Raw genomic sequence first — 26197 nt, 5'->3', positions numbered from 1 at the left:
AGTAATAAATAGCAATGGCTATAATTTTATGTGCCTTATTAGCCTGGACAATCATGGTTTTATTATTTTGGAGCGTGTGGACAACTCTCGAAAAAGGAATTAGTTTTTTGTGGAGGTTACATCAAATTCCTTGTCATAAGTGCGAGTTTTTTACTAATGACTATCGGCTTAAATGTACAGTACACCCAAAGAAAGCCTGTTCTGAACAGGCGATTAGCTGTCTTGATTTTGAGCCAAAAACGGCTGCTTGTAATGCTTGTCAATCAGGGCGCATTTGGAAGTTAGATAAAAAAGGCTGATCAGCAAATTAATTTTGTATGTGTAGAACTTGGAAAACTGCGTATTTAACCTATTCTTAATTGACTCTCATGAATACTAACTCTGATTTTTTGGCTGAATTATGTGACTTTCTCTATCCTCGTAATCCATATCATGGACAATTAAAAGCAGAGAATATAACGTTCAATGCACATCTACAAGATTTTTCTCAACGAGTTAACTATATTTGTAGTTTACAAACAGGAGGGAAAATTTCTGCTGAAGACGCTTACAAACAAATTCACCAACTTTGGAAGCAATTGAAACAAATCAAGAAATCTCTAGAAATTGATTGTAGGACAGAAGGCGGTGGTTCGGCTACGCTCACCAACCGTTAGGCTACACTCACTAACCGAAGGTAAAAATAAACCCCTCAGACTGAAGTCTGGAACTATACAAACAAAGCCTGCATTCGCAGGCTAATACACAATGATTTCTGACTCAGTGCGATATATTGAGCCACTATAGCAGTCTTAGTTGGTGTGTGAATAACAAAGACAAGGGAGACAAGGAGGAGGGGATAGACAAGGGAGAGGAAGGTTTATAAATCATTTAGGATTGCTATACAATCCTCATTCAGCAGATACTTTTTCTTCATAGTCGGGTAAAATCTTTTCCAAATTTCGGAGCAGTGGCACACTCAATCCAGCTAACCCTACCAAAAACATACACACCGCACAAATTACATATAACATTGCCAGTCCCCCAGCCGTACCAGCCCCGAATATTCCTCCTAAAAGACCCGCCATGCTACCTTCTTGACTAAAAGCAGGGATAAATACTTTATCTGCTAGGGGGCCAGCAACTAAAACGGCAACAGCTGAAGCTAATTGTAAAAGCAAAGAGCGTGCAGCAAAAACCCTTCCTTGCACATTAGGCGCTACTTTAGCTAACCAGATTGCGTTATCGGCGCTTCCACCGGCTGTAAAACTTAAAGAACACAAAAATTGTGGAGGAATCCACACCCACAAAGTTCGACCTAAACCAAATACTATTTTTGTTAAACCAACACCCATCATTCCCAGTAAAATACCTCTAATTTTGTCTTTGAAACCTCCCCACTTATTCACAATTAAGGCTCCCAACACACCACCAAATCCTGCGGCTGTGATTAAGTTACCCAGCACTAAAGTATCATTACCTGTGCGGGCGAGAATCATGGGTATGTAAAGTGAACCTCCTAGGTCGTGGGCAAAGAAAAATAATAAGTTAATGACTAATAGTAATAGAAGGCTTTTGTGGGCAGTCAGGTAACGCACACCATACCCTAAATTTTGCCAAAAATCTTCTTGTTTTTCTGCTGTTTGGCTAGGCTGGAGAATAGGTATAAATAAAATAGTGGAAATGGCAACAATAAAAGTGGAAATATCAATTAGCCAAATGCCAAATAAACCAATTACTTGATAAAAATATCCTGCTAAAGCAGGCGCAATAATAATTGCACTGTGATGAGATAAAAACTCAAGACTGCTGGCACGAGTATAGTGTTGTTTAGGTATCATTAATGATACTGATGCAGAGTAAGCTAAATATTGAAATTGGCTAAAAGTACCTACAAAAGCTGCTGCCACATAAAGATGCCAAATTTGTAATAAATTGTTGATATATAAAAATAGGAGGGTAATAGTTGCAAGAACAGCAACAGTATCACCAAACATCATTAATAATTTCCGGTTATAACGGTCTACAATTATACCGCTAATGGGAGTAATAATAATGCTAGGAAGTAAGCCAAAAAAGCCTACGAGGGCGAGAGTAGTTGCTTGTCCAGTGGTTTCCCATGCCCAAATTTCTAAAGCAATGCCGGTCATTTGGCTACCAATCCCCGAAACTAGTTGACCTAGCCAAATAATGAGAAAGTTCCGTAGGCTGGTGTTAGTTGGTTGTTCTGACATTAAATTTGACATTATAATTATTGGGTTACTGGGAAATAGAAAATGAGTTTTGGAGTAAAGATTGGGGACTCATAAATTAGTGTTTAAAATCATGAATCAATCAAGGTTATGTTATACCATTTTGGATTTTAGATTTTAGATTTTGGATTTGGTAAGGGTTGATCGGTAAGCTTTTGAGCCATCAATCTGTCGCCATCATTTTTTAATTTGGTATTAGATATGAATTTTGATATAGCAGTCTGATATGTGAATAACTGAGACAAGGTGAATAAGGTAGAGAAATGTTGATCAGTTATTGCTGATTACTATATTTTTATAGTGCTATTGTTATAGATAGATTTTTTATATTAGTATGATTTAAAGTTGATTTATTGTTATTGGTTAACTTAAATTAAAGGCTTGGAAGTATGCGGTTAGATTTGCGAGTAAGAGTGATGGGGATGAGTGTATAAAAAAGTGGTCTCCAGGGAATATTTCTAGTTGAAAGGAATTTTTGGTAAGCGATCGCCACGCTTCTAGTTCTTGAATACTCACTTCTTGGTCTTCCAATCCACCGAAGGCGGTAATTGGGCATTCTAGCGGTGTTTCTTGGGGTTGTTGGGTGTAAATATAAGTTTCGGAAAGTGTAAAATCTGCCCGTAGGATAGGGATCAATAGCTGCATTAATTCGTCATTTTCTAATACTGAAGCAGGTGTACCATTCAGACGACGCAGTTTTTGTTTAAACTCATGTTCTGGTAGGGTGTGGATTGGTGGTTTTGATAATGGGATTTGGGGAGCGCGACTAGCAGAAACAAATAGGTGCAATGGCTGTTTGTCATATTCTTCAGCAAGATGCCAAGCTAGTGCAGCACTGATCAATGCACCCATACTATGACCGAAAAAAGCAAATGGTTTGTCTAAATATGGTAGTAAGATGGGTGCGATCGCTTTCACCAAAGTTTCCATTTGCGTAAATGCAGGTATTTTCATCTGCTTTCCTCGTCCCGGAAGTTCTATGGGGCAAACTTCAACATTTTGGGGTAAGCTGGCATACCATGTGCGAAAAATTAGCGAGCTACCACCAGCATAGGGAAAGCAAAATAACCTGAATTGAGCTTGAGGATTAGGTTTAGGACAAGTTATGTAAGAGTTGAATGTTTGTCTATTGATCATAATCCTCATTCTCAATCATAATTTTTGCAGGGTGGTTGATGGTTGTTTATTCACATCTTGTATTTAGCGGATATATAGCCCTCAGACTGAAGTCTGGGGCTACACAAACTAAACCCGCACTTCGACCCTTCTCCTGCCGGAGACGCTACGCGAACGACAAGCTCAGGGCATTGCAAGCTCAGTGACCTCCTGCGCGGGTTCATCAACAACGCCTAGTGAGATACAAGCAAGAATAATTAACCGCAGATGGACGCAGATTAACGCTGATGAAAACAGATAAATTTGCTTCTTTAGCAAACTAGGAAAGGCCATAAACCCTTTAATTAACAGCAGCAACTTGCATTTTATCTGTTACCACTTCATCAAAATCAGTACTTGTGGATACTTCTTTCCAAGCGTCCAATCCTTCTTTAATAAATTGCAATGCACCATCAATGGTTTCGACTGCATCGCTTCCCAAAGCTAATCTGAGTGGTGGGACTTCGCTATCAACTGCTTTAATCATTGCTAAAGCAGCTTTTTTGGGATCACCAATTAATTTAATTTTCTGCTCTTTGACATCTTTTATCCATTGGCTCATGTCTTTAATAATTGGTTGATATTCTGGGATTTTTGTTTCAACTAAGACATGAGATTTGTTGAAAAAGTCGGTGCTGAATGCGCCTGGTTCAACCATTGTGACTTTGATTCCCAAATGGGCGACTTCGTTAGCTAAAGAACCAGAAATTCCTTCTAAAGCTAACTTGCTGCTGATATAAATTCCTCCGCCTGCACCAGACATAAAGCAAGCTGCTGATGAGATATTGAGAATATGCCCACTACGCTGCTGACGCATATAAGGTATGACAACTCGCAGCATGTCTATAACACCAAAAAAATTCGTCTCAAATTGCCGCCTGATGGCATCATCACTAACTTCTTCGAGTATGCCGGCAACTTCACACCCAGCATTGTTGACGAGTATATCAATTCTGCCAAAGCGAGCGAGCGCATTTTTGACAGATTCTCTGACTTGTTCGGGTTTTGTCACATCAAGTTGCAATGCTAATGTCTGTTCTGGAAAGCTGGTGGCTAAATCTTCTAGCTTTTGAGGGTTTCGTGCTGTTAGAACTACTATTTCACCCTTCTCCAGTACTGTTTCTGCCAAGGCTCGACCAAAACCACTGGAGCAACCAGTAATAAACCATACTCTTGTTTGTTTTTCCATCGCTATTCTCCTTTTTTTAAAATTGTTGCTAATGCAATTTATCGGTTGTTTTAGAGATGTTGTGTACAACTTTTCTACAGTATTTATAAATTCAACTTCTCATATAGCAATCCTCTCTGAGTTGTGAAAAATATTCTGTTTAACGAACCGCAAAGGACGCATAGACGCGATAGCGGCTTCCCGCAGGGTAGGACACAAAGAAAGAGAATAAAAAGAAGAGAGAAAGTTTCACAAATGATTTAGGATTGCTATAGTTACTGAATATTGTTAGAAGTTGCTTGCATTTTTTGTCTGAGACTAAGAGGCCTCATATCAGTCCAAACTTCTTTGATGTAATTTAAACATTCTTGTTTGAGTCCATTTTTGCCAACATCCTGCCAACCAAGAGGATTTTCCCGCTCTAAAGGCCAAATAGAATATTGTTCTTCGTGATTAACTACAACTTTGTAGATTGTTGTGTCTTCTTTGTCATTTTGATACATAATTTACCTCGCATTATCCTTGCAGAACTTTATTATCAATAACTCTGAAATACTCATCATGATGAGATTGCCAAAGTTTTGAAATCTTTAGAAACAATTATTAGATAGAGAAGCGAAACATTAGATTTATCTTTTAATTTGAGATTGTATTTATGAAATCATTTTTTTACTCCAGCCTAACCAACTGGCTAACGCGATACTGCTTAACTGGTTCTAATTCCATGACTGTTGCTGAGTTACATGCAGTCATCACCTCACCACAGGTTTCTATTCTGACTTGATAGCTACCTTTTGTTTGAGTATGAGGATCTATAAAATCAATTTGAACTTCTGCCCAATCAGGCTGACATTCTTCCGCAACTTTTTCCATTGCTAGTACTTTTCCTGCTTTTAAATAATTCAGCCAACTCCAACCAGACTGCATCCAAATTTCACGTTCGGCAATTTGCTCAAATTGGTTTAAACCTGCCCATCCTCGGTAGTATGGACGTAAACCCAGAACTGAATTATTTTGTTCCACTAGTAAATCTAATACAGATGACTCCAGATGTCCCCAGAAATATCCTTGTGGTAAATCAATCAGTGTTGGCGCAAACTGATGACCACCAAAATGAGATGATTGCCAGACTCTTAAGTTTCCGTTGCTAAAAGGAGCATATTGTTTGCGTAGTTGCCGATATAAAGGATTACCAAATCTCCCACAAGCTAGGTCTACTTGAGCATGGGTACAAATCATTAATTCACGAATATGACTTGTTTGTTGTTGATATTTTTGAAAATCTGATAAATTATTAGGTTTTTGTATTAACTGCTGAAATATTGCTGTTACTAAAGCGGCAGCTTGATTTTCAGGAACAATAAATTCCTGTTTTTCAAACTGAGAAAACAGATGGGCAGGACGATAGTAATACAATATACGAGTCAAACCAGGCTCAGAATATTCGCGGTCAGGCGCAATTAATAGTGGTTTCAACTGAATTTTATATTTAAAAACTAACTCCTGGTATGCACTAATTAATGATTTGATAGTGGGGTTTTGTTGATAAATGTCTTGCGGCCAAGGTTGGGGAACTTCCATAATTAGCCAATGGTCGCAAGTTATGGCTGTACCAATGGGATCTTCTTTATTGGCTTTAGAAACTAAAGAACAAAAACGGCAATCTATTGTGTTGCTAATCATAGTTAAAGCTCTTAAAGTAGATTTGATCATGAAAATATTGATATGGTAGCAGTCTTTTGTATATTGCAAATAGCCTTAATGACCAAGGATATTTAGTGGGGAAATATTGTCTTTTTGGCTTTTTCGCTTCTAAAGCTTCTAAAATTACCTCGGTTACAGTCTCCAGGGGTGAGCCAATTTCCCGATTATGCTTGATAACATTGTCTATATGAATTTTATGGTTTTTGCCATATAAAGCTTGATGTTCTGGTGAAATATTAGCCAATGTTTTTTGATAATTTAGTTCTTGTTTATCTGCTTGTTCTGGAGTTAATAAGGCATCGGCTGGCAATATTGAAAGAACATCAACGCCGCTAGATTTTAACTCCATTCTTAAACAATCTGTCAGTGATTCCAAGGCGGCTTTTGTTGCGGATAAAATTCCAAAATATGGTACAGCGACTCTGCCACAAACACCACTAATATTGATGATTCTGCCTTTAGCTTTGCGTAGCATTGGTAAAAATGCTTGAGTCACAGCGATTTGACCAATCACATTGACTTCAAAGTTTAATCTAATATCTTCGATGGTTGTACATTCAATTGCTCCATTAGCAGCGACAACAGCATTATTAATTAAAGCAAATAATCCTTGTTCGCCAACTGCTAATGAAACAAAGTCCAAAGCTGATTTAATTTGTTCTGGTTTAGTGATGTCCAAAATGATTGGTATTAAATTACCAGACGCAGCTTGTTTGAGTGACTCCGCATCTTTTTCGGTGCGGACTCCGGCAAAAACTTGATATCCTTTTTTGTCTAGAAAAAGTGCGGCGGCTCGACCAAGACCTGTTGATGTTCCTGTGATGACAATTGAGCCTTTATGACTTTGATTCATCTTTAATTACTCCCAGATAAAATATCTTTTTGATTTCCAAATCGCTGTATAAATAATATTTGTATTACTTACCTAAAAGTAGAAATAACGAACCGCAAAGAGCGCAAAGTACGCGAAGATATAAGAGTTTAAGAGAGTTATTACGTAAGTTATATTAAATGATTTACCAACATCTTTCTCCCTTGTCTACCTTGTCCCCCTTGTCTCCTTTTTTTGCATAATTCCTAAAACCTACCCGAAGCAAGAGATACCGACGATCGCTGATGTTGATTTTGAGCAGATACAACCATCTTTACGCCACTAGCAGGGTAACAAAGAAGTCCATCAAATTTTGGTTTTTCTGGTTGTTGATTCACGAGTTTTAATTGATAACGGGAAAGAATGGTAGCCAATACTAATTTCATTTCAAATAAAGCAAATGTGCCGCCAATACAAACACGGGAACCACCACCAAAGGGTAAAAATTCGTAGGTGGAAAATTGCTTTTCTAAAAAACGTTCTGGTTTAAATTGTTTTGGTTCTGGGTATAAATCTTCGCGCTGATGTGTAGAATAAATGTTGGCAATTAATATAGTGCCTGGACTTAATTGATAGCCCATAATTTCTACTGGGGATTCTACAATGCGAGGGAAGGCAAACAGTTGAGTTGGGTAAATGCGTAAAACTTCGTTACACACAGCGTTGAGATAAGGTAAGGCTAAGATGCTAGTGATATCTGGGTTTTCGCCAAGGCTGGTAAGTTCTTCCCGCAGGCGATCGCACACATCAGGTAAACGGTGAACCCAGTACAAAGCCCAAGCGATCGCGGTTGCTGAAGCACCTTGCGCCGCCCCGATAGGTGAAATTAATAAGTCTCGGATTTCTTCATCTGCGATCGCTTCTCCCATCTCATCACTCGCTAATACCAAATCTGAGAGAATATCAGTGCGTGATAAATCTGCTTGCTGGCGACGTGCTTTTACTTCATCCGACAACACTTGAAACAGTTCTTGTCGCAGGGACAGCAAATTTCCTTGGGGACTCCACCTCCCTAAATCCCATCCCCAAAAGGGTAGTTTTGTCAGCAGTTGTACCAATGGCGAGAGTTCATGTTTAAAAACAGCAGCAAATAAATGTTTTACTCTTTCATAGCGTTCTCCTTCATGCAATCCCATTACTACCTCTATACCTACCGCCAAAGTAATTTCTTCTAAAGCTGAGTAAGCCAGAAAAGGTTTACCAATGGTTTGTTGATTCATGACTCTTGCTGTTAGTTCACAGATGCGTTTCCCACAGGCTTGCATCCGTTCACCATGAAAAGCCGACATTAACAACTTGCGTCGATTTTTATGACGTAATCCATCTAGTTGTAAAACTCCTTGCTCTCCTGTTAATAAAGCAAAATTTTGGTTTAATTCTCCCTTCGCTACAACTTCTTTAGTGTGGGTAAAAATCTCCTTGATTCCAGAAGGATTACTCACGTAAATTGTCGGCGTTGAATCAAACATTACAGTCACAATGTCACCATAACGTTGAGAAATAGTATCCATATAGCCAAAGAAATCAGCCTCGAATTGCAAAGCCAGCAACCAAGCAGGAGTTTTTGGCCCAGGTGGTAGTTTCATCAGCCTTTTTTACTCCTTTGACATAGTGAAATTACAAACAGCATCATCAATACAAATTTTCAATTGTTTGGCTAATTCATGAATATGAGGTTCCAGTAAAATTGAGAAATGATTGCCAGGAATTTCAATCACTTGTGTAGATGCACTACCATATTTACCCCAACCTAAAAAGGGATCATTAGTAGTCCATTCAGGATTGTCAAAATCATGAATAATTTCTTCTTCGGCTCGTAAGATAGTTAAGGCATCAGAATAAGCTTGCGGTACATAATTTCGCATTGCTTGAACATTAGCTTTGAAAACTTTATAATGATGTAAAAAATCTTGAATCTCAGCTTCTGAAAAAATAAAGTTGGCTTTTTGATTGATTAAATTAAATTGCTCATGGAGTGATAAATCTCGCATTTCTTCAAAAGATAGCGATAAATTTATGTCATTCCAAATTTTTGTTTCTTCCGCCAACCGCAGCAAAAACTTAGCATCATCATCAGGACTTGTTTGAATAGCAGTTTCTGGTAAAATGGCATCGATAATTGCCACTAAACCTACTTTTTGACCTTGTTTTTGTAGTTGCTGGGCTATTTCAAAAGCCAGTATTCCACCGTAACAATGTCCGCCTAAAAGATAGGGGCCATTGGGTTGGAGTTGGCGAATTTCTTTGAGGTAGCGAGTTGCTAGTTTTTCTACGGAAATTATATCAGGTTGTTCGGGATCTGGCTTATATTCTAATCCATAAAATGGATAGTCCTCGCCCAAGATTCTTGATAATTTAAAATAGGGGCTAATATTACCGCCAGCACCATGTATACAGAAGAAAGGTAGCTGATTACCAGCCGAGTTAATAGCTACCAAAGGAGAATTAGAAGTTTCTCGGAATGGTTGATTAACAATTTCGGCTAGTTCTTCAATTGTTGGGTTTTCAAATAAAGTTGATAAAGGAAGATTATATCCAAATTTATCATAAATTTGCGCCATCACACGTACAGCCAAAAAGGAATGTCCGCCTAATTCAAAAAAGTTGTCTTTGATGCCGATAGGATGAGTGTTTAAGATATTTTCCCAAATTTTAACTAAAGCTAATTCGTTAAAATTTCGGGCAGCTATTTTTGATGTTTGGGAATTTTGCTGGATAATTTCAGTTTGGGGTAAGGCAGCTTTGTTAACTTTACCATTAGGTGTGAGTGGCAGAGCATCCAGTAAAATAAAAGCTGACGGCAACATATAATTAGGCAGTTTATGTTGTAAATAAGATGATAATTCGGGAGTTATATCTGGCTTATTGGTAACGATATAGGCAAGCAAGCGGATATTTTCGGGATGCTCATTGCTAGTAATCACAACTGCTTCTTGGACATTTGGGTGTTGCGCGATCGCACTTGATATTTCTCCTAATTCTACCCGGAAACCTCTGATTTTTACTTGTTCATCACGGCGACCTAAATATTCCAAATTGCCATCGGGTAAATATCTCACTAAATCGCCTGTTTTATAAAGTTTATTTCCCAGAATCCAAGGATGATCAATGAATCTTTCTTTGGTTAAATCTTGACGATGTAAATATCCTTTTGCCAACCCATCACCACCAATATACAGTTCTCCTATTACTCCTATCGGTGTTGGTTGTAAATCACCGTTTAAAACATAAGTTTGAGTGTTATTAATTGGACGACCGATAGGCACACTCTGGGCTTGAATAGGTAATAAACTAGTATCGTAGTAAGTTGCATTTGCCGAAACTTCCGATGAGCCATAAAGGTTGATTAACTTGGCAAATGGCATTAATTCACGGAAACTCTGCACCAATTTAATCGATAATGCTTCTCCACTCGTTATCCAGAATTTGAGGTGTGATAATTTATGAATCAGATGGCTATAATTATCTAGAATTAACCGGAGTAATGAAGGTACAAGAATAATTCGACTAACTTTGTGATGTGCTAGAGATTCGATAAATAATTGTGGATCTAACAAAGTTGTATTGCTGATAATTACCGTGGGGATTCCTTGTAGTAAAGGCGCAAAAATTTCCCAGACAGAATCAACAAAACTAATAGCTGTTTTTTGACAACAAACTTCTCCTGGCTTAAAAGGATAGGTTTTCCATAACCAGTGTAAGCCATTGACTGTACCGCGATGAGTGCCAAGAACACCTTTAGGTTTGCCCGTGGAACCAGAAGTATAGATAATATAAGCAATATCATCCGATGAATAAATGTGAATCGGATTTTCTGTACTTTCTCGCGCCAGTTTTTCTTGATAAGTATCTAAGCAAATAATTTGAGCCGCAGATAATGATAGTTTTGCTAATATTGCTTGCTTGGTAATCAATAATTTTGCTTGGGAATCAGAGAGCATAAAATTTAACCGCTCTACTGGATAACTCGGATCTAGGGGAATGTATGTACCACCAGCTTTGAGAATAGCTAAAATCCCCACTATCATATCTATATCGCGTTCCAGACATAGAGCTACCAAAGTTGCTGGTGTTACACCTTGTTTTTGTAAAAAATGTCCAAGCTGATTAACTCTTTGGTTTAGTTGACGATAAGTAATTTGTTCAAACTCGCTAATTAAGGCGATGGAATCTGGTGTGAGTTCAACTTGCTGCTCGAATAATTGATGTAGGGATGCAGTTTGGGGATAATCTGTATGAGTTTGATTAAACTTATATAATAGTTGTTCTTGCTCAGAAGTCGTTAACAGCGACAATTCACTCAGGCGCTGTTCTGGATTAGCAATGATATTTATTAATAAAGTTTGAAAATGATTGATAAATTTAGTAATAGTTGACGCATCAAAAATGTCAGTATTATATTCCAAAAAGCCTGTCAATCCTGTTTCAGATTCAGACATAGAAAGAAACATATCTAATTGAGATGTGCCGCTATCAAAGTCTAAAGTTTGTAAAGTTAACCCCGCTACTTCCTCCACAGTGCTAGGTGTATTTTGCAACACAAACATAACTTCATAAAGAGGATTTCGGCTTAAATCTCGTTCGGGTTGCAATTGTTCGACAAGCATCTCAAATGGTAAATCTTGATGAGAGTATGCACCCAGAGTTACTTCCCGGACTCGATGTAAAAATTCCCGAAAACTAGGATTTCCACTGAGGTTATTACGCAATACTAAAGTATTGACAAATAAACCCAGCATTCCTTCTAATTCTGGACGGTTACGGTTAGCAATGGGCGAACCAATTAAGATATCTGCTTGATTTGTGTAGCGATATAAAAGGATATTAAACGCCGCCAGCAAACTCATAAATAAAGTTGTATCGGTTTGCTGACTTAATTGTTTGAGGGAGTTTGTCAGGGATTTTGATAATCTAAAATATTGCTTCGCCCCAACAAAATTACTAATTTGAGGTCGCGGACGGTCTGTAGGTAGTTGTAATATAGGTAACTCACCCTGGAGTTGTGCTTGCCAATATTGTAATTGATTGGCGAGTAATTCACCTTGCAGGCGATCGCGTTGCCAAATGGCAAAATCTCCATACTGTATTGGAAGTTCTGGTAAAGTTGGCTGTTGGTTTGTCGAGAAAGCCCCATACAGCGCGGATAACTCCCGCAAAAATACCCCGCAAGACCAGCCATCGGTAATAATGTGGTGCATAGTCACCAGCAAAATATGTGATTCTGCACTCAAGCGCAATAAATTCGCCCTAACTAACAATTCTTTCGCTAAGTTAAAAGGTTGTCTGGCGAATTCCGCCGCCAATAATTTAACTTCCGATTCCCAATTTTTACCAGATAAATGTTCACAGTTAATAAGCGATAATTCCCAATTTAATTGATGCGTAATTTCTTGGACAGGTTCTCCATTGACAACCTTAAAATTTGTCCGCCACACTTCATGACGCTTGAGAATTTTATTTAAGCTTTGTTCAAGAGCGACAATATTTAAATTTCCTTGGATATGAAAAGCAAGAGGAATATTGTAGAAATCACTCCCATGATAAAGCTGATCAATAAACCATAGTCTTTGTTGCGAAAAAGATAAGGGAATATTTGAAATATTTTGGCGCTTAGGAATAACATCAGCTTTAAGTTTTCCCCCTTTCCATTTTTCTAAAAGAGCCTTTTTCGCTGGTGATAAATTAGAGTATTGTTTATCCATAATTATAAAATTTCCTTAATCGGCGTTTATTTGCGTGCATCGGCGGTTAATTATAGCAGTCCTAAATCATTTGTAAAATTTCTATATCTTTTTCTTCTTTCTTACCTTTGCGTCCTACCCTGCGGGAAGCCGCTTGCGCGTCTAAGGCGTTCTTGGCGGTTTGTTTCCATATCTATGTTTTTCACGACTCATTTAGGATTGCTATATTCTTGAATTAGAGGTTGTTTGAAAAGTTTTTGATACATAGTTAGAGACTTTTCAAACACCCTCTTAGACATTACTTAAGAGTAAAGCTACTTCTTCCTCTGATAATTCAGCAATCTTCTCTAACATCAAATGCTCAATAAATTCTGCCTGCTTCACTGGAGTCATTGCTTCTAATAACAGGTCACGCAAAGGTAAATCCACAGGGAATTTAGCCCGCAAACGAGAAACTAATTGAGTTGCAATTAGCGAATCGCCTCCTAACTCATAAAAGTTGTCGTAAATCCCAATTTCTACAATTCCTAGTACAGCTTGCCAAATTTCCGTAATTTGCTTTTCTAACTCATTTGTAGGCGCAATATATGAGTTATTCAGGCTAGGTCTAGAGTGGCGCGGGGATGAATCTAATTGATGATTAGATTGTGTATCTTGCCAAGAATCAAGGTTAATTGTCTGAGTTTTTCTGGTATTAATATCAACTGGAGAAATAATCATCTGAGTTCCTGGCGGACAAGCAAGGACTCGCTGAAATACTTCTATTGCTGCTGTTGGTGTAATTGCTAATGTTGTTCCAGAAACTTGCTCAGATATGATTGATTCTTGGTCTGGATTTAGTTGTATATTATCCCAGTTAATAATATACCACGGATAAGAATTATTTCGATTAAGTTGATTGCTCCAACTATCAATTAATTGATAAACTGCGGCATCTAAACATAAACCAAATCCTCCTAAAATGCTAGTCAAGGAAGAAAAGATACAACCAAAATCTAGATTGTAGTTATGTAAGACTTTTTCTAAGATAGTAATTTGACTATGTTGTGATTTTAAGAGATTTTCTAATTCTCTAGCTGTAATTTCTGCCAAAGAACCAAATATTTGTTCATGCCTAATTCCAGTGGCATAAATCACACCATGAATTTGTTCAACATTTTCCGTAAGGATTTGCTGCATTTGCTCATAATTAGTTTTATCGACACGCAACAATAAAACTGCTGCACCGAGTTCTTCTAAGGCGATAAAATGTTGAATTTTCTGGCTGATAGTATCATCTGACGGATGAATTTCTAGCCATTGTGAGAAGTTCTCTTGTTTGGGAAATTGAGCATTTTCAATAAATATCAGTTTGGCTTGGCAAGTTGTTGTTAAATATTTTGCCAGCACAAATTCTAGACTCTCTAAACCACCCGCAAATAGGTAAATCCCCCTGTTTCGGAAAGGGATATTATCGGCAACAATGGCATCTAAATGAACTGGGGTAAATGTTTGTACCCAACGATAGCGATCGCGGTAAGCAATGACCTTATCTAAAGATACAGAAGTTAGCTCATTTAATAATTGCTCAATAACCTGATTATCGCTGCGATCGCAATTTAAAACAATGTCAATACACTGGCAAGTAATATGGGGGTACTCTTGGGAGACTACTTGACATAAACCTAAGATTGGTGCTTTTTCTGGGTTTATTTTTTCATTTCCATTTACTTCTAGAATGTTGTTGGTTATCACCTTGATTTGTAGGTGGTTTTTCAGCTTACTAATACTTTGAGTTAAAGATAGTAAACTCTTGCACTCTAAATATTTGTTAGGTTGAGAATTTTCAGACTGATTTAAACTCCAACAGTAAGCAATATTTTCCGGTTGTTGTCCCGATGATATTAATTCTTGAATTAATAATTCATAGTCTGAGTTTGAGTAGGGATTAATTTGATAACTAGTTGTACTGATTTTCTTAAATTCATCACCTTGGTGAACACTAACAACAGTTTTACCTTTATCTTTCAACTTATCAAGTATTTGCTCACCAACTCCCAAATCATCTGCAAACAATAGCCATGTTGATTTTCTGGTTGCGGATGAATGAGTTAGTAAAGAACGTTGCCAAGAAGGAATGTAAAACCAGTCAGCAATATCTTGTTTCGCAACAGTAGATGAAGATTGGGGATTAATCCAGTATCTTTTACCTTCAAATGGGTAAGTCGGTAAAGGCAAACGATGACGCTGTTCATGACGATAAAATCCTGACCAATCAAGTTCTAAACCCGCCAGCCACAGCCGACCTAATGTTTGTAATAAAAAGCAAATATCAGATTGTTGGTCTTTGATATGGCGTAACGAACTTAATACTTGTTGCTGAGAATTTTTACCTAAATGCTGTGTGGTGAGTGTGCTTAAAGTCCGCCCCGGCCCCACTTCTAAAAACACACCATCAAACTGCTGAATTAGTTGTGATATCCCTTCAGAAAATCTGACAGTTTGGCGTAAATGTTGACACCAATAATCAGGGTTTGTGGCTTGTGCTGGAGTAATCCAAGTACCAGTGACATTAGAAATAAAGCTAATTTTTGGTGGATTAAGTTTAACTGTTTTGCAAGTCTCCCGAAATGCTGGCAATATTGGTTCCATCATCAACGAATGGAAAGCGTGAGATGTGTGCAACCGCCGACATTCAACTGCTTGCACAGTTAATTGTTGTTCCAAGGCTGTAATTACACTGCTGATTCCTGACACTACGCAAGCAGATGGACTGTTAATCACCGCAATTTGCAGAGACTCTCTATACAACTCGTAGGTATCTAAGAGTGACTGCACATCTTTGGCGGGTAACTTAATTGCCAGCATACTGCCTGGGGGTAGTTGCTGCATTAACTGTCCTCTTTTTGCCACAATTGCCAAAGCATCTTCTAAAGAAAATACACCAGCGATCGCCGCCGCGACATATTCGCCTATACTATGACCAATCATCGCCTCTGGATGCACACCCCAAGACATCAATAACTGTGCTAAGGCGTACTCTGTGACAAACAAGGCGCTTTGGGTGAGGAATGTTTGTTGTAGTTGATTTGCAGCCGCTTCTGTCGCCTCTGGATGGGGGTAAAGTAGAGAACGAATATCTAAACCAAGATAGGGCTGTAAAATTTCAGCGCAGGTATCTACGTATTTTTTATATGTTGGTTCCAGTTCATACAATTCCCGACCCATGTTTGCATACTGCGTTCCTTGTCCCGAAAACATGAAGATGACAGGACAGTGGCTCGGCTGATAGTGGTGATTAAAAATACGTTGATTATCTTGATTATCTAGCAATTTAACTGCATCAGAATGGCCGTGACAAATCATGATGCGGCGATAATCAAAAGCCCGACGACCGACTTGCAGAGTATAAGCCACATCAGCCAGGGGAACATCAGAATTTTGTGTCAAATAATCGCGCAGTTGGGCTGTTGCTGTTTCTAAAGCCGTGCTGGTTTTCGCCGACAACAGTAACAATTGCCAAGGACGGGAAGAACTAGAAGCAGGAATGACAGGAGCTTCTTCTAAAATGATATGGGCATTAGTCCCGCCAATACCAAAAGAACTTACACCAGCCCTGCGGGGTGTGCTGTTGGTTTTCCACTCTGATAATTGGGTATTGACGTAAAAAGGGCTATGGGCAAAATCGATTTGGGGGTTTGGCTGCTGAAAATGCAAACTTGCAGGGATTTGCTGATGTTTTAAAGCCAAGACAGTTTTGATTAATCCTGTCACACCGGCGGCCGTATCTAAATGACCAATATTAGTTTTGACAGAACCAATGGCACAAAAACCTGTTTTATCTGTACTCTGGCGGAAAGCTTGGGTCAAAGCCTGAATTTCAATGGGGTCGCCTAAAGCCGTTCCTGTACCGTGGGTTTCGATATAACTGACAGTTTCCGCTTCCACCCCAGCCAAGGCTAAAGCTTCTAAAATGACTTCCCGTTGACCGTCAACACTAGGGGCGGTATATCCTACCTTTAAAGAACCATCATTATTAACGGCTGAACCTTTAATAATTGCATGAATAAAATCACCATCATTAATTGCATCTTCTAAGCGTTTTAAGACGACAACCCCCACACCATTGCCAAAAACAGTACCGTTGGCGTTAATATCAAAAGCTCGACAATGACCATCAGGAGATTTAATTCCCCCTGGTTGATATTCGTATCCAGTTTTGGGTTTAGCTGCAATCGTCACACCGCCAGCTAAAGCTATATCACTTTCACCATTGAGTAAACTTTGACAAGCTAAATGCACAGCGACCAATGATGTCGAACAAGCGGTTTGAACATTAATACTTGGCCCTCTTAAGTTTAATTTGTAGGAAACTAAAGTCGGTAAAAAATCTTTATCATTGCCAATTAAAACTTGATAACTGTCGGCTAATTCGAGAAAACTACGATTATTATATAAGTTAGAGAGTAGATAATCACTAGCAGCAACACCAGCAAATAAACCGATGCGATCGCGGTAAGTTTCACAGTTATAACCCGCATTTTCTAAAGCTTCCCAAACAGCCTCTAAAAAAAAGCGGTGTTGTGGGTCTGTAACTTCAGCTTCTCTAGGCGAAAAACCAAAAAAAGCCGCATCAAATAAATCGATATTTTCTAATATGGCGCTGGCTTTCACATAATTGGGATTGTTGAGCAATTTAGCATCTATCCCAGCAGCAATTAGCTCCTCATCCGTGAAAGTAGAAATTGACTCTACACCATTTCTCAGGTTTTGCCAAAAGCTATCAACTTTATTAGCTCCAGGAAACCGACCCGCCATTCCAATAATAGCGATCGCATCTTGATTATTTAAGCTATCAATAAAATTATTAGCCATATCCATAAGTCAAAACCTGACAGTAAATATTTCTGGACTAAGTTTCAAGAGTGCTGAGTAAATAACTTTTATTTAAATCAGCACTCATCACTTTATGACTTACGCAAAATTATGAAGAAATGAACCGCAAAGGACGCATAGACGCGATAGCGGCTTCCCGCAGGGTAGGACACGAAGTTATAAGAGTTTGAGAGAGTTCTTGCGTAAGTCCTAATATTTTTTCCTCCTGCCTCTGGTTGGTGAGCGAAGCCGAACCACTGCCTTCTTCGGTCAATATGTCAGTGGCATTGTTGCCGCAATCTGAATTTGATCATGTAAAACTGCATCAATATCTCCTTCAGTAGTTAAAGGATTAGCAATCACCGCACGCATCGCAATCACTGGTATTTCCTTATCTAAACTAATAGTTGTTTTCGTAGTTCGGGAAATAAAAGTCCGCCCAATCTGACGCTGCTTTTTCTGCAAGCGTTCATTAAAATCATTGATAATTTGATTATCAGATGCAGTTAATTTTTTATGACTAACTACATCTCGAAATTGCTCAGGAATATAACGATAAATTAACAAATTCGTATCAGGTTGCGCCAACAACTCAAACTCCGGTAATTCCTCAATTCGCGCCGCCATATATTGGGTTTTGCGGATACCTTCATCAATCAAAAACTCATAACCATTCAGCCCAATTAACTGCAAACCAGCATGTAAAAATAACGCCATCCCCGGACGAGAACCTTCTAAAGCCCGTTTACCTAAATCAAATGACCCCTTACGCATGGTATAGCTGGCTTGTTTTTCAATTGCTGAAGCTAAATAAGGGTCACGGAAAAATACCATCCCAATACCCATTGGCAAATACAATTGCTTATGCCCATCAATGGTCACAGAATCAGCTTGTGCAATTCCCGCTAGTTTATGCTGATATTTGCGCGAAAAAATCACAGGGCCACCCCAAGCAGCATCGACATGGAAATGTACATGATTTTCTTGGGCAATTGCAGCAATTTCTGTTAACGAATCAACACTACCAGAATCGGTTGTTCCAGCAATACCCACAATGGCGATGATATGTAAGTTTTTGGCGCGGCACTCTGCAACAGTTTGGCGTAATGCTGGGATATTAACGCGATTATTAGCATCAACTGGGACGCGAATCAAATTTTTAGTACTGATTCCCATTAAATCCGCAGCTTTATCAAAAGAAAAGTGCATCAATTCCGAACCAATGACTACCGCCCCTTCATAACCATAATAATTTAATGCTGCTGTTAACCCTTCTTTTTCTATACCTAAAAAATCATGGGTCGCGCCTAAAGATTTATTGCGAGCGCACCACAAAGCCGTGATATTTGCCGTTGTTCCACCAGAAACCAAAATACCCAAGGTACTTTGATTATTTTGAATATGTTGATTGTAGAAATTATCAGATAAATGATAAATTTGACGGTGCATCATCGCCAAAGCTTCCCGTTCACAAAAGCTCAAAGCTTTAGCCGTTTCGATTTTGACAGCATTTTGATTCATCGCCGTCATCAACTTTGCCAAAGGGCGCACAAAAGAAGGTAATGCCGAAGTCATGTGACCAATAAATTGCGGCGCTGACGTATGTATAGAATGAGCAACGACATTCTCATTTAAAGATTGAAAATAGCTGTCAAAATCAGTCGGTTCTACCGGGATTTGACTATTGCCAAATTTGCTAATAATCCAGTCAATCTCAGCATTTGTATTGGCATCTTCAGCCATTAAAAAATCAGTCGATAAATCATCAACTATTTCATCAAGTTGATTTTCTATATATTTCCCGTGATTTGGGGCAAATATTTGTTTAACATACTCGCCAATATCAGTTTGTACGATTTTTTCTGTGGGAGTAAGATTGTTTCGAGATAAAATTTCTGTTTCACTTAATGTCATGGATTTTCCTTGAATTACTAATATTGATGTTGTTGGTTTTAAGTCAATACGGTTCAGTTAGTAATCTCTTCTTTCTCTTTGCGCCCTTTGCGCCCTTCGCGTCTACGTTAAAAAAAATCACCAAACCTCAAACCCTCCTGCCTCCTGCCTGGTTGGTGAGCGAAGCCGAACCACTGCCTCCTACCTTCTCCTCAACTCACTCCCCTGTTTGATTAGTAGCAGCACGATATTCTTTTCTGGCTTGTTTACGACGCTGAGTCGAAGCAGTTCGCTGTTCCGCACGATGGGAATTTGGGATAGTAGATGTAGCAACTGTAGATTCCTGACTAAAATATCTAGCCAAACGACTCACAGTTGGATATTGAAACATTTCCACCAACAGAAAATCTTTCTGGAGTATTTTTTGTAATTGACTATGAACTTGAATTAACAGCAGCGAATGACCACCCAGTTCAAAGAAATTGTCATGAATACCTACACGCTCAATATTCAATACTGCTTGCCAAACATCCGCAATGGTTTTTTCTAACTCAGTTTGGGGTGGTTGATAAACGGCTGTTAATTCTGGATGGGCTGTGTCTGGTGCGGGTAGTGCTTTGCGGTCAACTTTACCATTCGGTGTTAATGGTAGTGCTGCCAAAGTTACAAAAGCTGCGGGAATCATGTAGTTTGGTAACTTTGCTTCTAAAAAGCCGCGTAACTCCGCAATGGTGGGCGGTTGTTCTGAGTTCAAAACTACGTAGGCGATGATTTGTTGAGCATCTACAACCCTAACAACAGCAGCTTCTACGCCTGGATGCTGAATTGTTAATGCTTCAATTTCGCCCAATTCAATGCGGAAACCACGAATCTTGACTTGGTTGTCAATGCGCCCAATGTATTCAATTTCTCCATTCGGCAAATAGCGGGCTAAATCCCCTGTTTTATATAATCGTTCTCCTGGGACATGAGTGTAGGGATGAGGAATAAATCTCTCCGCCGTGAGTTCTAATTTATTGAGATAACCACGGGCTAAACCAGCCCCACCCAGGTACAACATTCCTGGTACACCGATAGGTACTGGTTGTAAATTTTCATCTAACAGATAAGTTTGGGTGTTGTGAATTGGTCTACCAATTGGTGGTGTACTGTTCGCACCCTTCTGTATTAAGGCAAACGTAGAATAAGTGGTATCTTCCGAAGGGCCATACAAGTTAAATACCTGTTGTATGTGAGCTTGCTGGTAAAGTTTCTGCACGAGTTGATTTTGCAGTGGTTCTCCCGCAATATTCACAGTTTGCACAGAAGCGGGAATATGATCTGTTTGGAGTAACTGTGCAATGACACTGGGGACAGTATTAATTAAAGTGACACCACAGGTTGCAGGGAGATTGCTGATATATAGTGCATTCTCGATTAAAATCACCTTGCCACCACAAGACAAAGGCACAAACATCTCGAATACCGACAAGTCAAAACAAATAGAGGTGGATGCTAAAACTCCCGCCCTTGCTTCTCGGCTAAAGGTTTTGTCTGACCAATCTAACATGGCCACGGTGCTGGCGTGTTGAATCATTACACCTTTGGGTTTGCCTGTGGAACCAGAGGTATAGATAATGTAGGCGAGGTTCTCGGTTGTGACTTCCGTGACTAGATTTTCCTGGTTGTGTTGGCTGATGTGATGCCAATCAGTATCTAAACAGATTACCTTGGCTTGGTGTGGGGGCATTGCTGCCAAGAGTGATGCTTGAGTGAGTAAGACTGGTGCTTGTGTGTCTTCTAGGATATAGGCGATGCGTTCACTAGGATAGTTGGGGTCGAGGGGGATATATGCACCACCCGCTTTCAGGATGGCGAGTAGTCCAATGATCATATCTAAAGAACGCTCTACACAAATTCCCACCAACACCTCTGGTTTAACTCCCAGCGATCGCAAATAATGGGCTAATTGGTTGGCTTTGGTGTTTAATTGTTGGTAAGTTAATTGCTGATTTGCAAATTCTACGGCTACTGCATTTGGTGTTTTATTTACCTGTTGTTCAAATAATTGATGAATACATAGATGTTGTGGATAGGCAACGGCGGTATCATTCCACTCCCGCAGTAATTGATGCTGCTCAGATTTATTCAACAATGGTAACTCTGACAAACGCTGCTGTGGATTTGCCACAATTCCTGTCAACAACGTTTGCAAATGACTTGCCATTCGGCAAATCGTACTTTCTTTAAATAAATCAGTGTTGTACTCTAAACTCGCAACTAACCCTGCATCGGTTTCTGTGACATAAAGAGTTAAATCAAACTTGGCACTATCACTGCTGCTGTCTTCCGGCGTTAAAGTCAAACCCGGCAATTTTAATGCAGACATCGGCGCATTTTGCAAGACAAACATCACCTGAAACAGTGGCGTATGGCTTAAATCGCGCTGGGGTTGCAATTGCTCAACCAACAACTCAAACGGTACATCCTGATGTGCGTAAGCGCCTAATGCCATTTCTCGCACTTGTTTGAGCAGTTCCACAAAGCTGGGATTTCCCTCTAAGTTAGTTCGCAGGACTAGAGTATTGACAAAAAAGCCAATTAACCCTTCTATTTCGGCTCGGTTGCGGTTAGCGATGGGCGAACCAACCACAATATCTTTCTGCCCGGTGTAACGCCATAGCAAGATTTGGAAACTTGCCAACAAGGTCATAAATAAAGTACTGCCCTGCTGCTGGCTGAATTTCTGAAGGGCTGTTGATAGTTCTGTTGATAATTCAAATGAGTAGGTTGCACCCTGAAAGGTCTGGATTGCTGGTCTGGGATAATCGGTGGGTAATTCTAAAACTGTGGGGGCGTTTGCTAATTGCTTGCGCCAATAAGATATTTGGGTTTCCAGGACTTGTCCTTGTAACCATTGTCTTTGCCACGCGGCAAAATCTACATATTGTATTGGTAGGGCAGGTAATGGTGAGGGTTGTCCATCACAAAAAGCTGGATAAAGGGCGGCTAATTCTTGTACCAATATGCCAATTGACCAAGCGTCAGAGACAATATGGTGCATTGTCACTAAAACAATATGTTCTTGTTCACTCAGACGTAAGAGTTTGACTCTGAGGAGATGGTCGCGGCTGATGTCAAAGGGTTGTTGTGCTTCTAAGTCAGCGAGGTGTTGGATTTTGGCTGCTTGTTGACTTGTTTCCAGGTCGCTGAGATCGATGGTGGATAAGCTGAGGGGCTTTTCTGGTGCGATCGCAGCTACAACTTGTCCGGCGGTGGTGACAAAATTGGTTCGCAGTGCTTCATGACGGGTGACAATTTCGCTGAAACTTTGGGCTAAGGCGGCGACATTTAACTGTCCTTGTAGCCGCACTGCTGCTGGGATATTGTAGAATGGGCTACTTGGTTCTAGTTGGGATAAAAACCACAGCCTTTGTTGGGCAAATGATAAAGGTAATTGTGGCGATCGCGCTATCTTTTCAATCTTAGTCGTGGCAATTGTGAAATCTGCCTGAATTGCTTTTTCAATTTCTTTAGCTAACCCGGCGATGGTGGGTTTTTCAAATAAATAACGTAAAGGTAACTCGATTTGAAAAACTTGGCGAATTTGGGAAATCACACGGGTGGCGATTAAAGAATGTCCACCTAATTCAAAGAAATTCTGATCAATCCCGACTTTATCTATACCCAATATTTCCGCCCAAATCCCGGCTAATAAATTTTCTATGGGTGTGGCTGGAGTCAGACTGGACGCTGATCCTGGTGTAAATTCCGGTGGTTTGAGTGCTTTGCGGTCAACTTTACCATTGGGTGTTAATGGTAGTGCTTCCAAAGTCACAAAAGCTGCTGGCATCATGTAGTTAGGCAACTTAGCTGCTAACAAATCCCGCAGTTCCGCAGGTGTAAAAGTTTGCCCTGTGCGCGGAACTATATAAGCAACGATTCGTTGAGTATCGGTGGCGGAACCATGAACCGTCACCACAGTTTCTCTGACGGCTGGGTGTTGGCTGATGACAGCAGCAATTTCTCCCAATTCAATGCGGAAACCCCTGATTTTGACTTGATGATCAATGCGTCCCAGGTATTCAATGTCTCCGTTAGGTAAGTATCGCGCCAAGTCTCCGGTTTTATACAGACGTGCGGCTGTTTCGCTAAAAGGATTGGGGATAAATTTTTCGGCTGTTAAATCTGGACGCTGGAAATAACCCCTCGCCAGTCCCAAGCCACCAATGCACAACTCCCCAGCTACACCCACAGGCATTAGTTGGTGATTTTTGTCGAGGATATAAAGCTGGGTGTTGGCAATGGGAGAACTAATGGGTACGGTGTGATCAACGGTTTTTACCTGACAAGCGGCTGACCAAATTGTGGTTTCTGTGGGGCCGTACATATTCCATAAACACCGACACCTCTCTAGCAACTGATTGGCTAATTGTTCTGGTAAAGCTTCGCCACCACAGAGAATTTTTAATTGATGATTACCACTCCAACCTGCGGCTAACAGTAATTGCCATGTGGCTGGTGTGGCTTGCATAACTGTAGCTTGACACTCAGCGATTTTTGCCGCCAACTGCACACCATCGGAGATAATTTCTTGACTGGCAATTACCAACCTTGCGCCGACAATTATAGGTAAAAATAATTCTAAGGCGGCAATATCAAAAGAGTAGGTGGTAACTGCCAGTAATGTATCTTCAGCAGTTAAGCCGGGGGCTTGCTGCATAGAGTACAAAAAGTTACTTAAGGCAAGATGGGGAATTTGTACACCTTTGGGTTTACCCGTGGAACCAGAGGTATAAATCACATAAGCGAGGTTCTCAGTCGTGACTTCCGTTACCAGATTGTCGGCGCTGTGTTGGCTGATGTGATGCCAGTCAGTATCTAAACAGATTACCTTGGCTTGGTGTGGGGGCATGACTGCCAGAAGTGCAGTTTGGGTGAGTAAGACTGGGGCTTGTGTGTCTTCCAGGATAAAGGCGATACGTTCACTAGGATAGTTGGGGTCGAGGGGGATATATGCGCCACCCGCTTTCAGGATGGCGAGTAGTCCAATAATCATATCTAAAGAACGCTCTACACAAATCCCCACCAATACCTCTGGTTTTACTCCTAGCGATCGCAAATAATCAGCTAATTGGTTGGCTTTGGTGTTTAATTGTTGATAAGTTAATTGCTGATTTGCAAATTCTACGGCGACTGCATTTGGTGTTTTTGCTACCTGTTGTTCAAATAATTCATGGATACATTTATCTAGAGCATAATTAGTTGCGGTATTATTCCATACTTGGAGGATTTGCTGATTTTCTTGTGTGGTCAGCATTGGTAGTTCCCGCAATTTTGCTTCGGGATTGGCAATAAAACCCGCTAATAAAGTTTTTAAATGCTCTAATATGCGGCTCATACTAGAGCTTTCAAATTGAAGATTATTATAGGAAATATATAAATTTAATGATTCTGAATTTGGTACTACCTTCACAGTTAGGGGGTAGTTTGTCCAGTCAAATAATGATTTAGAATCGATGACTCCGATATCTTCAAGAATCGATGCTTGATTGTAATCTACTAATTCATTATCAAAAACTAAAATACTATCAAATAGTGGTAGACCAGGTGAAATCTGACTCCATTGTTGAATTTTGGATAATGGGCTGTATTCATACTCCCGCATCTGCACTTCTTCAGTTTGCAGTTGTTTCAGCCAAGAAGTGAGGACAGCATTATGGTCTACTTCTACTCGTAGTGGGAGTGTGTTGATAAACAGCCCAATCATCGATTCCGCATCAGCTAACGCCGTTGGTCTACCTGAAGATGTTGAGCCAAAAACCACATCTGACTCTTGACTATAACGGCTCAAAAGTAAAGCCCAAGCACCTTTAATGATGATATTTAAAGTTAGTTGATACTTGCGGGCAAAAGCTTTGAGGTCAGTTGCCATAGTTGCTGACAACTGTAATTCTTGTCTGTGATAATCTGTGGCTTGGTCAGCAAAATTAGCTGCATTTTTCCCAATCAGAATTGGTGTTGGGACTGTAAATCCTTGGAGTTTCTGCCGCCAAAAAGATTCGGCTTTCTTATGGTCTTGTTGTTGTAACCAAGTAATATATTCTTTGTAGGGGTGGGGGCGTTCTAAATATAAATCTTGCCCTTGACAAAAGGCATAATAAAACTCATAAAATTCCTTCCAAAGCCAGCTTACAGACCAGCCCTCCATTAAGATGTGATGAAAGCTAAACACAAATTGATAATTGTCTTTAGCCATCTGAATTAATGTCAGGCGAATTAAAGGGGCTTGCCCTAATTCAAAACCGCGATCGCCATCGGCTATTAAAAAATCTGCAAACTGCTTTTGTTGTGCTTCTAATGATAAATGTTGCCAATCTTGAAATTCCCAAGGTAAATCTACTTGCTTATATACCACTTGATATGGTTTATCCAGATTCTCCCAATAAAACGCTGTGCGTAAAATTGGGTGACGGTCTACAACTCGCTGCCAAGCTTTTTGGAAAACTGGTATATTAATTGGCGTTTGCAAAGTAAAATAATTCTGCTCAAAATACACCACCGAATCAGGTGCAGCCAACTTGTGAAACAGCATCCCCTGTTGCATCGGAGAAAGTTCGTAAATATCTTCAATATTGTTGGGTTTCATGAGAAATTTCTC

Annotated in this window: 13 protein-coding genes; 2 read left to right on the top strand and 11 right to left on the bottom strand. The window is 39.7% G+C overall.

Translation table 11 applies throughout. From position 1 onward, the window contains the following. The first annotated feature begins 14 nt into the window (after nt 1-14). Nucleotides 15-299, top strand: coding sequence for a hypothetical protein (locus tag H6G77_RS18305; RefSeq protein ID WP_190588340.1), 285 nt, complete (start codon nt 15-17; stop codon nt 297-299). A gap of 69 nt (nt 300-368) precedes the next feature. Continuing rightward, entirely contained in the window at nt 369-656 is a 288-nt protein-coding gene (locus H6G77_RS18300; protein ID WP_190872331.1) for a hypothetical protein, read from the top strand. Between the two features lie 234 nt (nt 657-890). On the opposite strand, the gene H6G77_RS18295 is transcribed toward H6G77_RS18300, so the two are convergent. The 11 genes from H6G77_RS18295 to H6G77_RS18245 all read right to left on the bottom strand — a co-directional run bounded on the left by H6G77_RS18295 (nt 891) and on the right by H6G77_RS18245 (nt 26185). Then, nucleotides 891-2213, bottom strand: a complete 1323-nt coding sequence (locus H6G77_RS18295) for an MFS transporter (protein WP_190872369.1) — start codon at nt 2211-2213, stop codon at nt 891-893. Between the two features lie 381 nt (nt 2214-2594). Then, the gene (locus H6G77_RS18290; RefSeq protein ID WP_190872330.1) at nt 2595-3368 is read right to left on the bottom strand and encodes a thioesterase II family protein; all 774 of its coding nucleotides are present in this window, start codon (nt 3366-3368) and stop codon (nt 2595-2597) included. Between the two features lie 319 nt (nt 3369-3687). Then, nucleotides 3688-4575, bottom strand: a complete 888-nt coding sequence (locus H6G77_RS18285) for an oxidoreductase (protein WP_190872329.1) — start codon at nt 4573-4575, stop codon at nt 3688-3690. Between the two features lie 254 nt (nt 4576-4829). Continuing rightward, entirely contained in the window at nt 4830-5057 is a 228-nt protein-coding gene (locus tag H6G77_RS18280) for an MbtH family protein (protein WP_190872328.1), read from the bottom strand. A 166-nt stretch (nt 5058-5223) separates the two neighbouring features. Beyond that, nucleotides 5224-6237, bottom strand: coding sequence for a sucrase ferredoxin (locus H6G77_RS18275; RefSeq protein WP_190872327.1), 1014 nt, complete (start codon nt 6235-6237; stop codon nt 5224-5226). Beyond that, the gene (locus tag H6G77_RS18270; protein WP_190872326.1) at nt 6230-7111 is read right to left on the bottom strand and encodes an SDR family NAD(P)-dependent oxidoreductase; all 882 of its coding nucleotides are present in this window, start codon (nt 7109-7111) and stop codon (nt 6230-6232) included. Before H6G77_RS18270 ends, H6G77_RS18275 begins: the two co-directional genes overlap by 8 nt. Nucleotides 7112-7335: 224 nt before the next feature. Then, on the bottom strand, nt 7336-8715 hold the full coding sequence (locus H6G77_RS18265) for a cytochrome P450 (protein WP_190872325.1): 1380 nt from the start codon (nt 8713-8715) through the stop codon (nt 7336-7338). A gap of 9 nt (nt 8716-8724) precedes the next feature. Further along, complete coding sequence (locus tag H6G77_RS18260) at nt 8725-12831, bottom strand: non-ribosomal peptide synthetase (protein ID WP_190872324.1); 4107 nt, start codon at nt 12829-12831, stop codon at nt 8725-8727. Nucleotides 12832-13101: 270 nt separating this feature from the next. Beyond that, nucleotides 13102-17664 (bottom strand): type I polyketide synthase, encoded by a 4563-nt coding sequence (locus tag H6G77_RS18255; protein ID WP_190872323.1) that lies wholly within the window; start codon nt 17662-17664, stop codon nt 13102-13104. Nucleotides 17665-17934: 270 nt separating this feature from the next. After that, on the bottom strand, nt 17935-19578 hold the full coding sequence (gene panP / locus H6G77_RS18250) for a pyridoxal-dependent aspartate 1-decarboxylase PanP (protein ID WP_190872322.1): 1644 nt from the start codon (nt 19576-19578) through the stop codon (nt 17935-17937). Between the two features lie 196 nt (nt 19579-19774). Then, on the bottom strand, nt 19775-26185 hold the full coding sequence (locus H6G77_RS18245; protein WP_190872321.1) for a non-ribosomal peptide synthetase: 6411 nt from the start codon (nt 26183-26185) through the stop codon (nt 19775-19777). Between the last annotated feature and the right edge of the window lie 12 nt (nt 26186-26197).

It is taken from the genome of Aulosira sp. FACHB-615 (assembly GCF_014698045.1).
GTDB lineage: Bacteria > Cyanobacteriota > Cyanobacteriia > Cyanobacteriales > Nostocaceae > Nostoc_B.
This window is presented reverse-complemented; position numbering and strand designations above follow the sequence as displayed.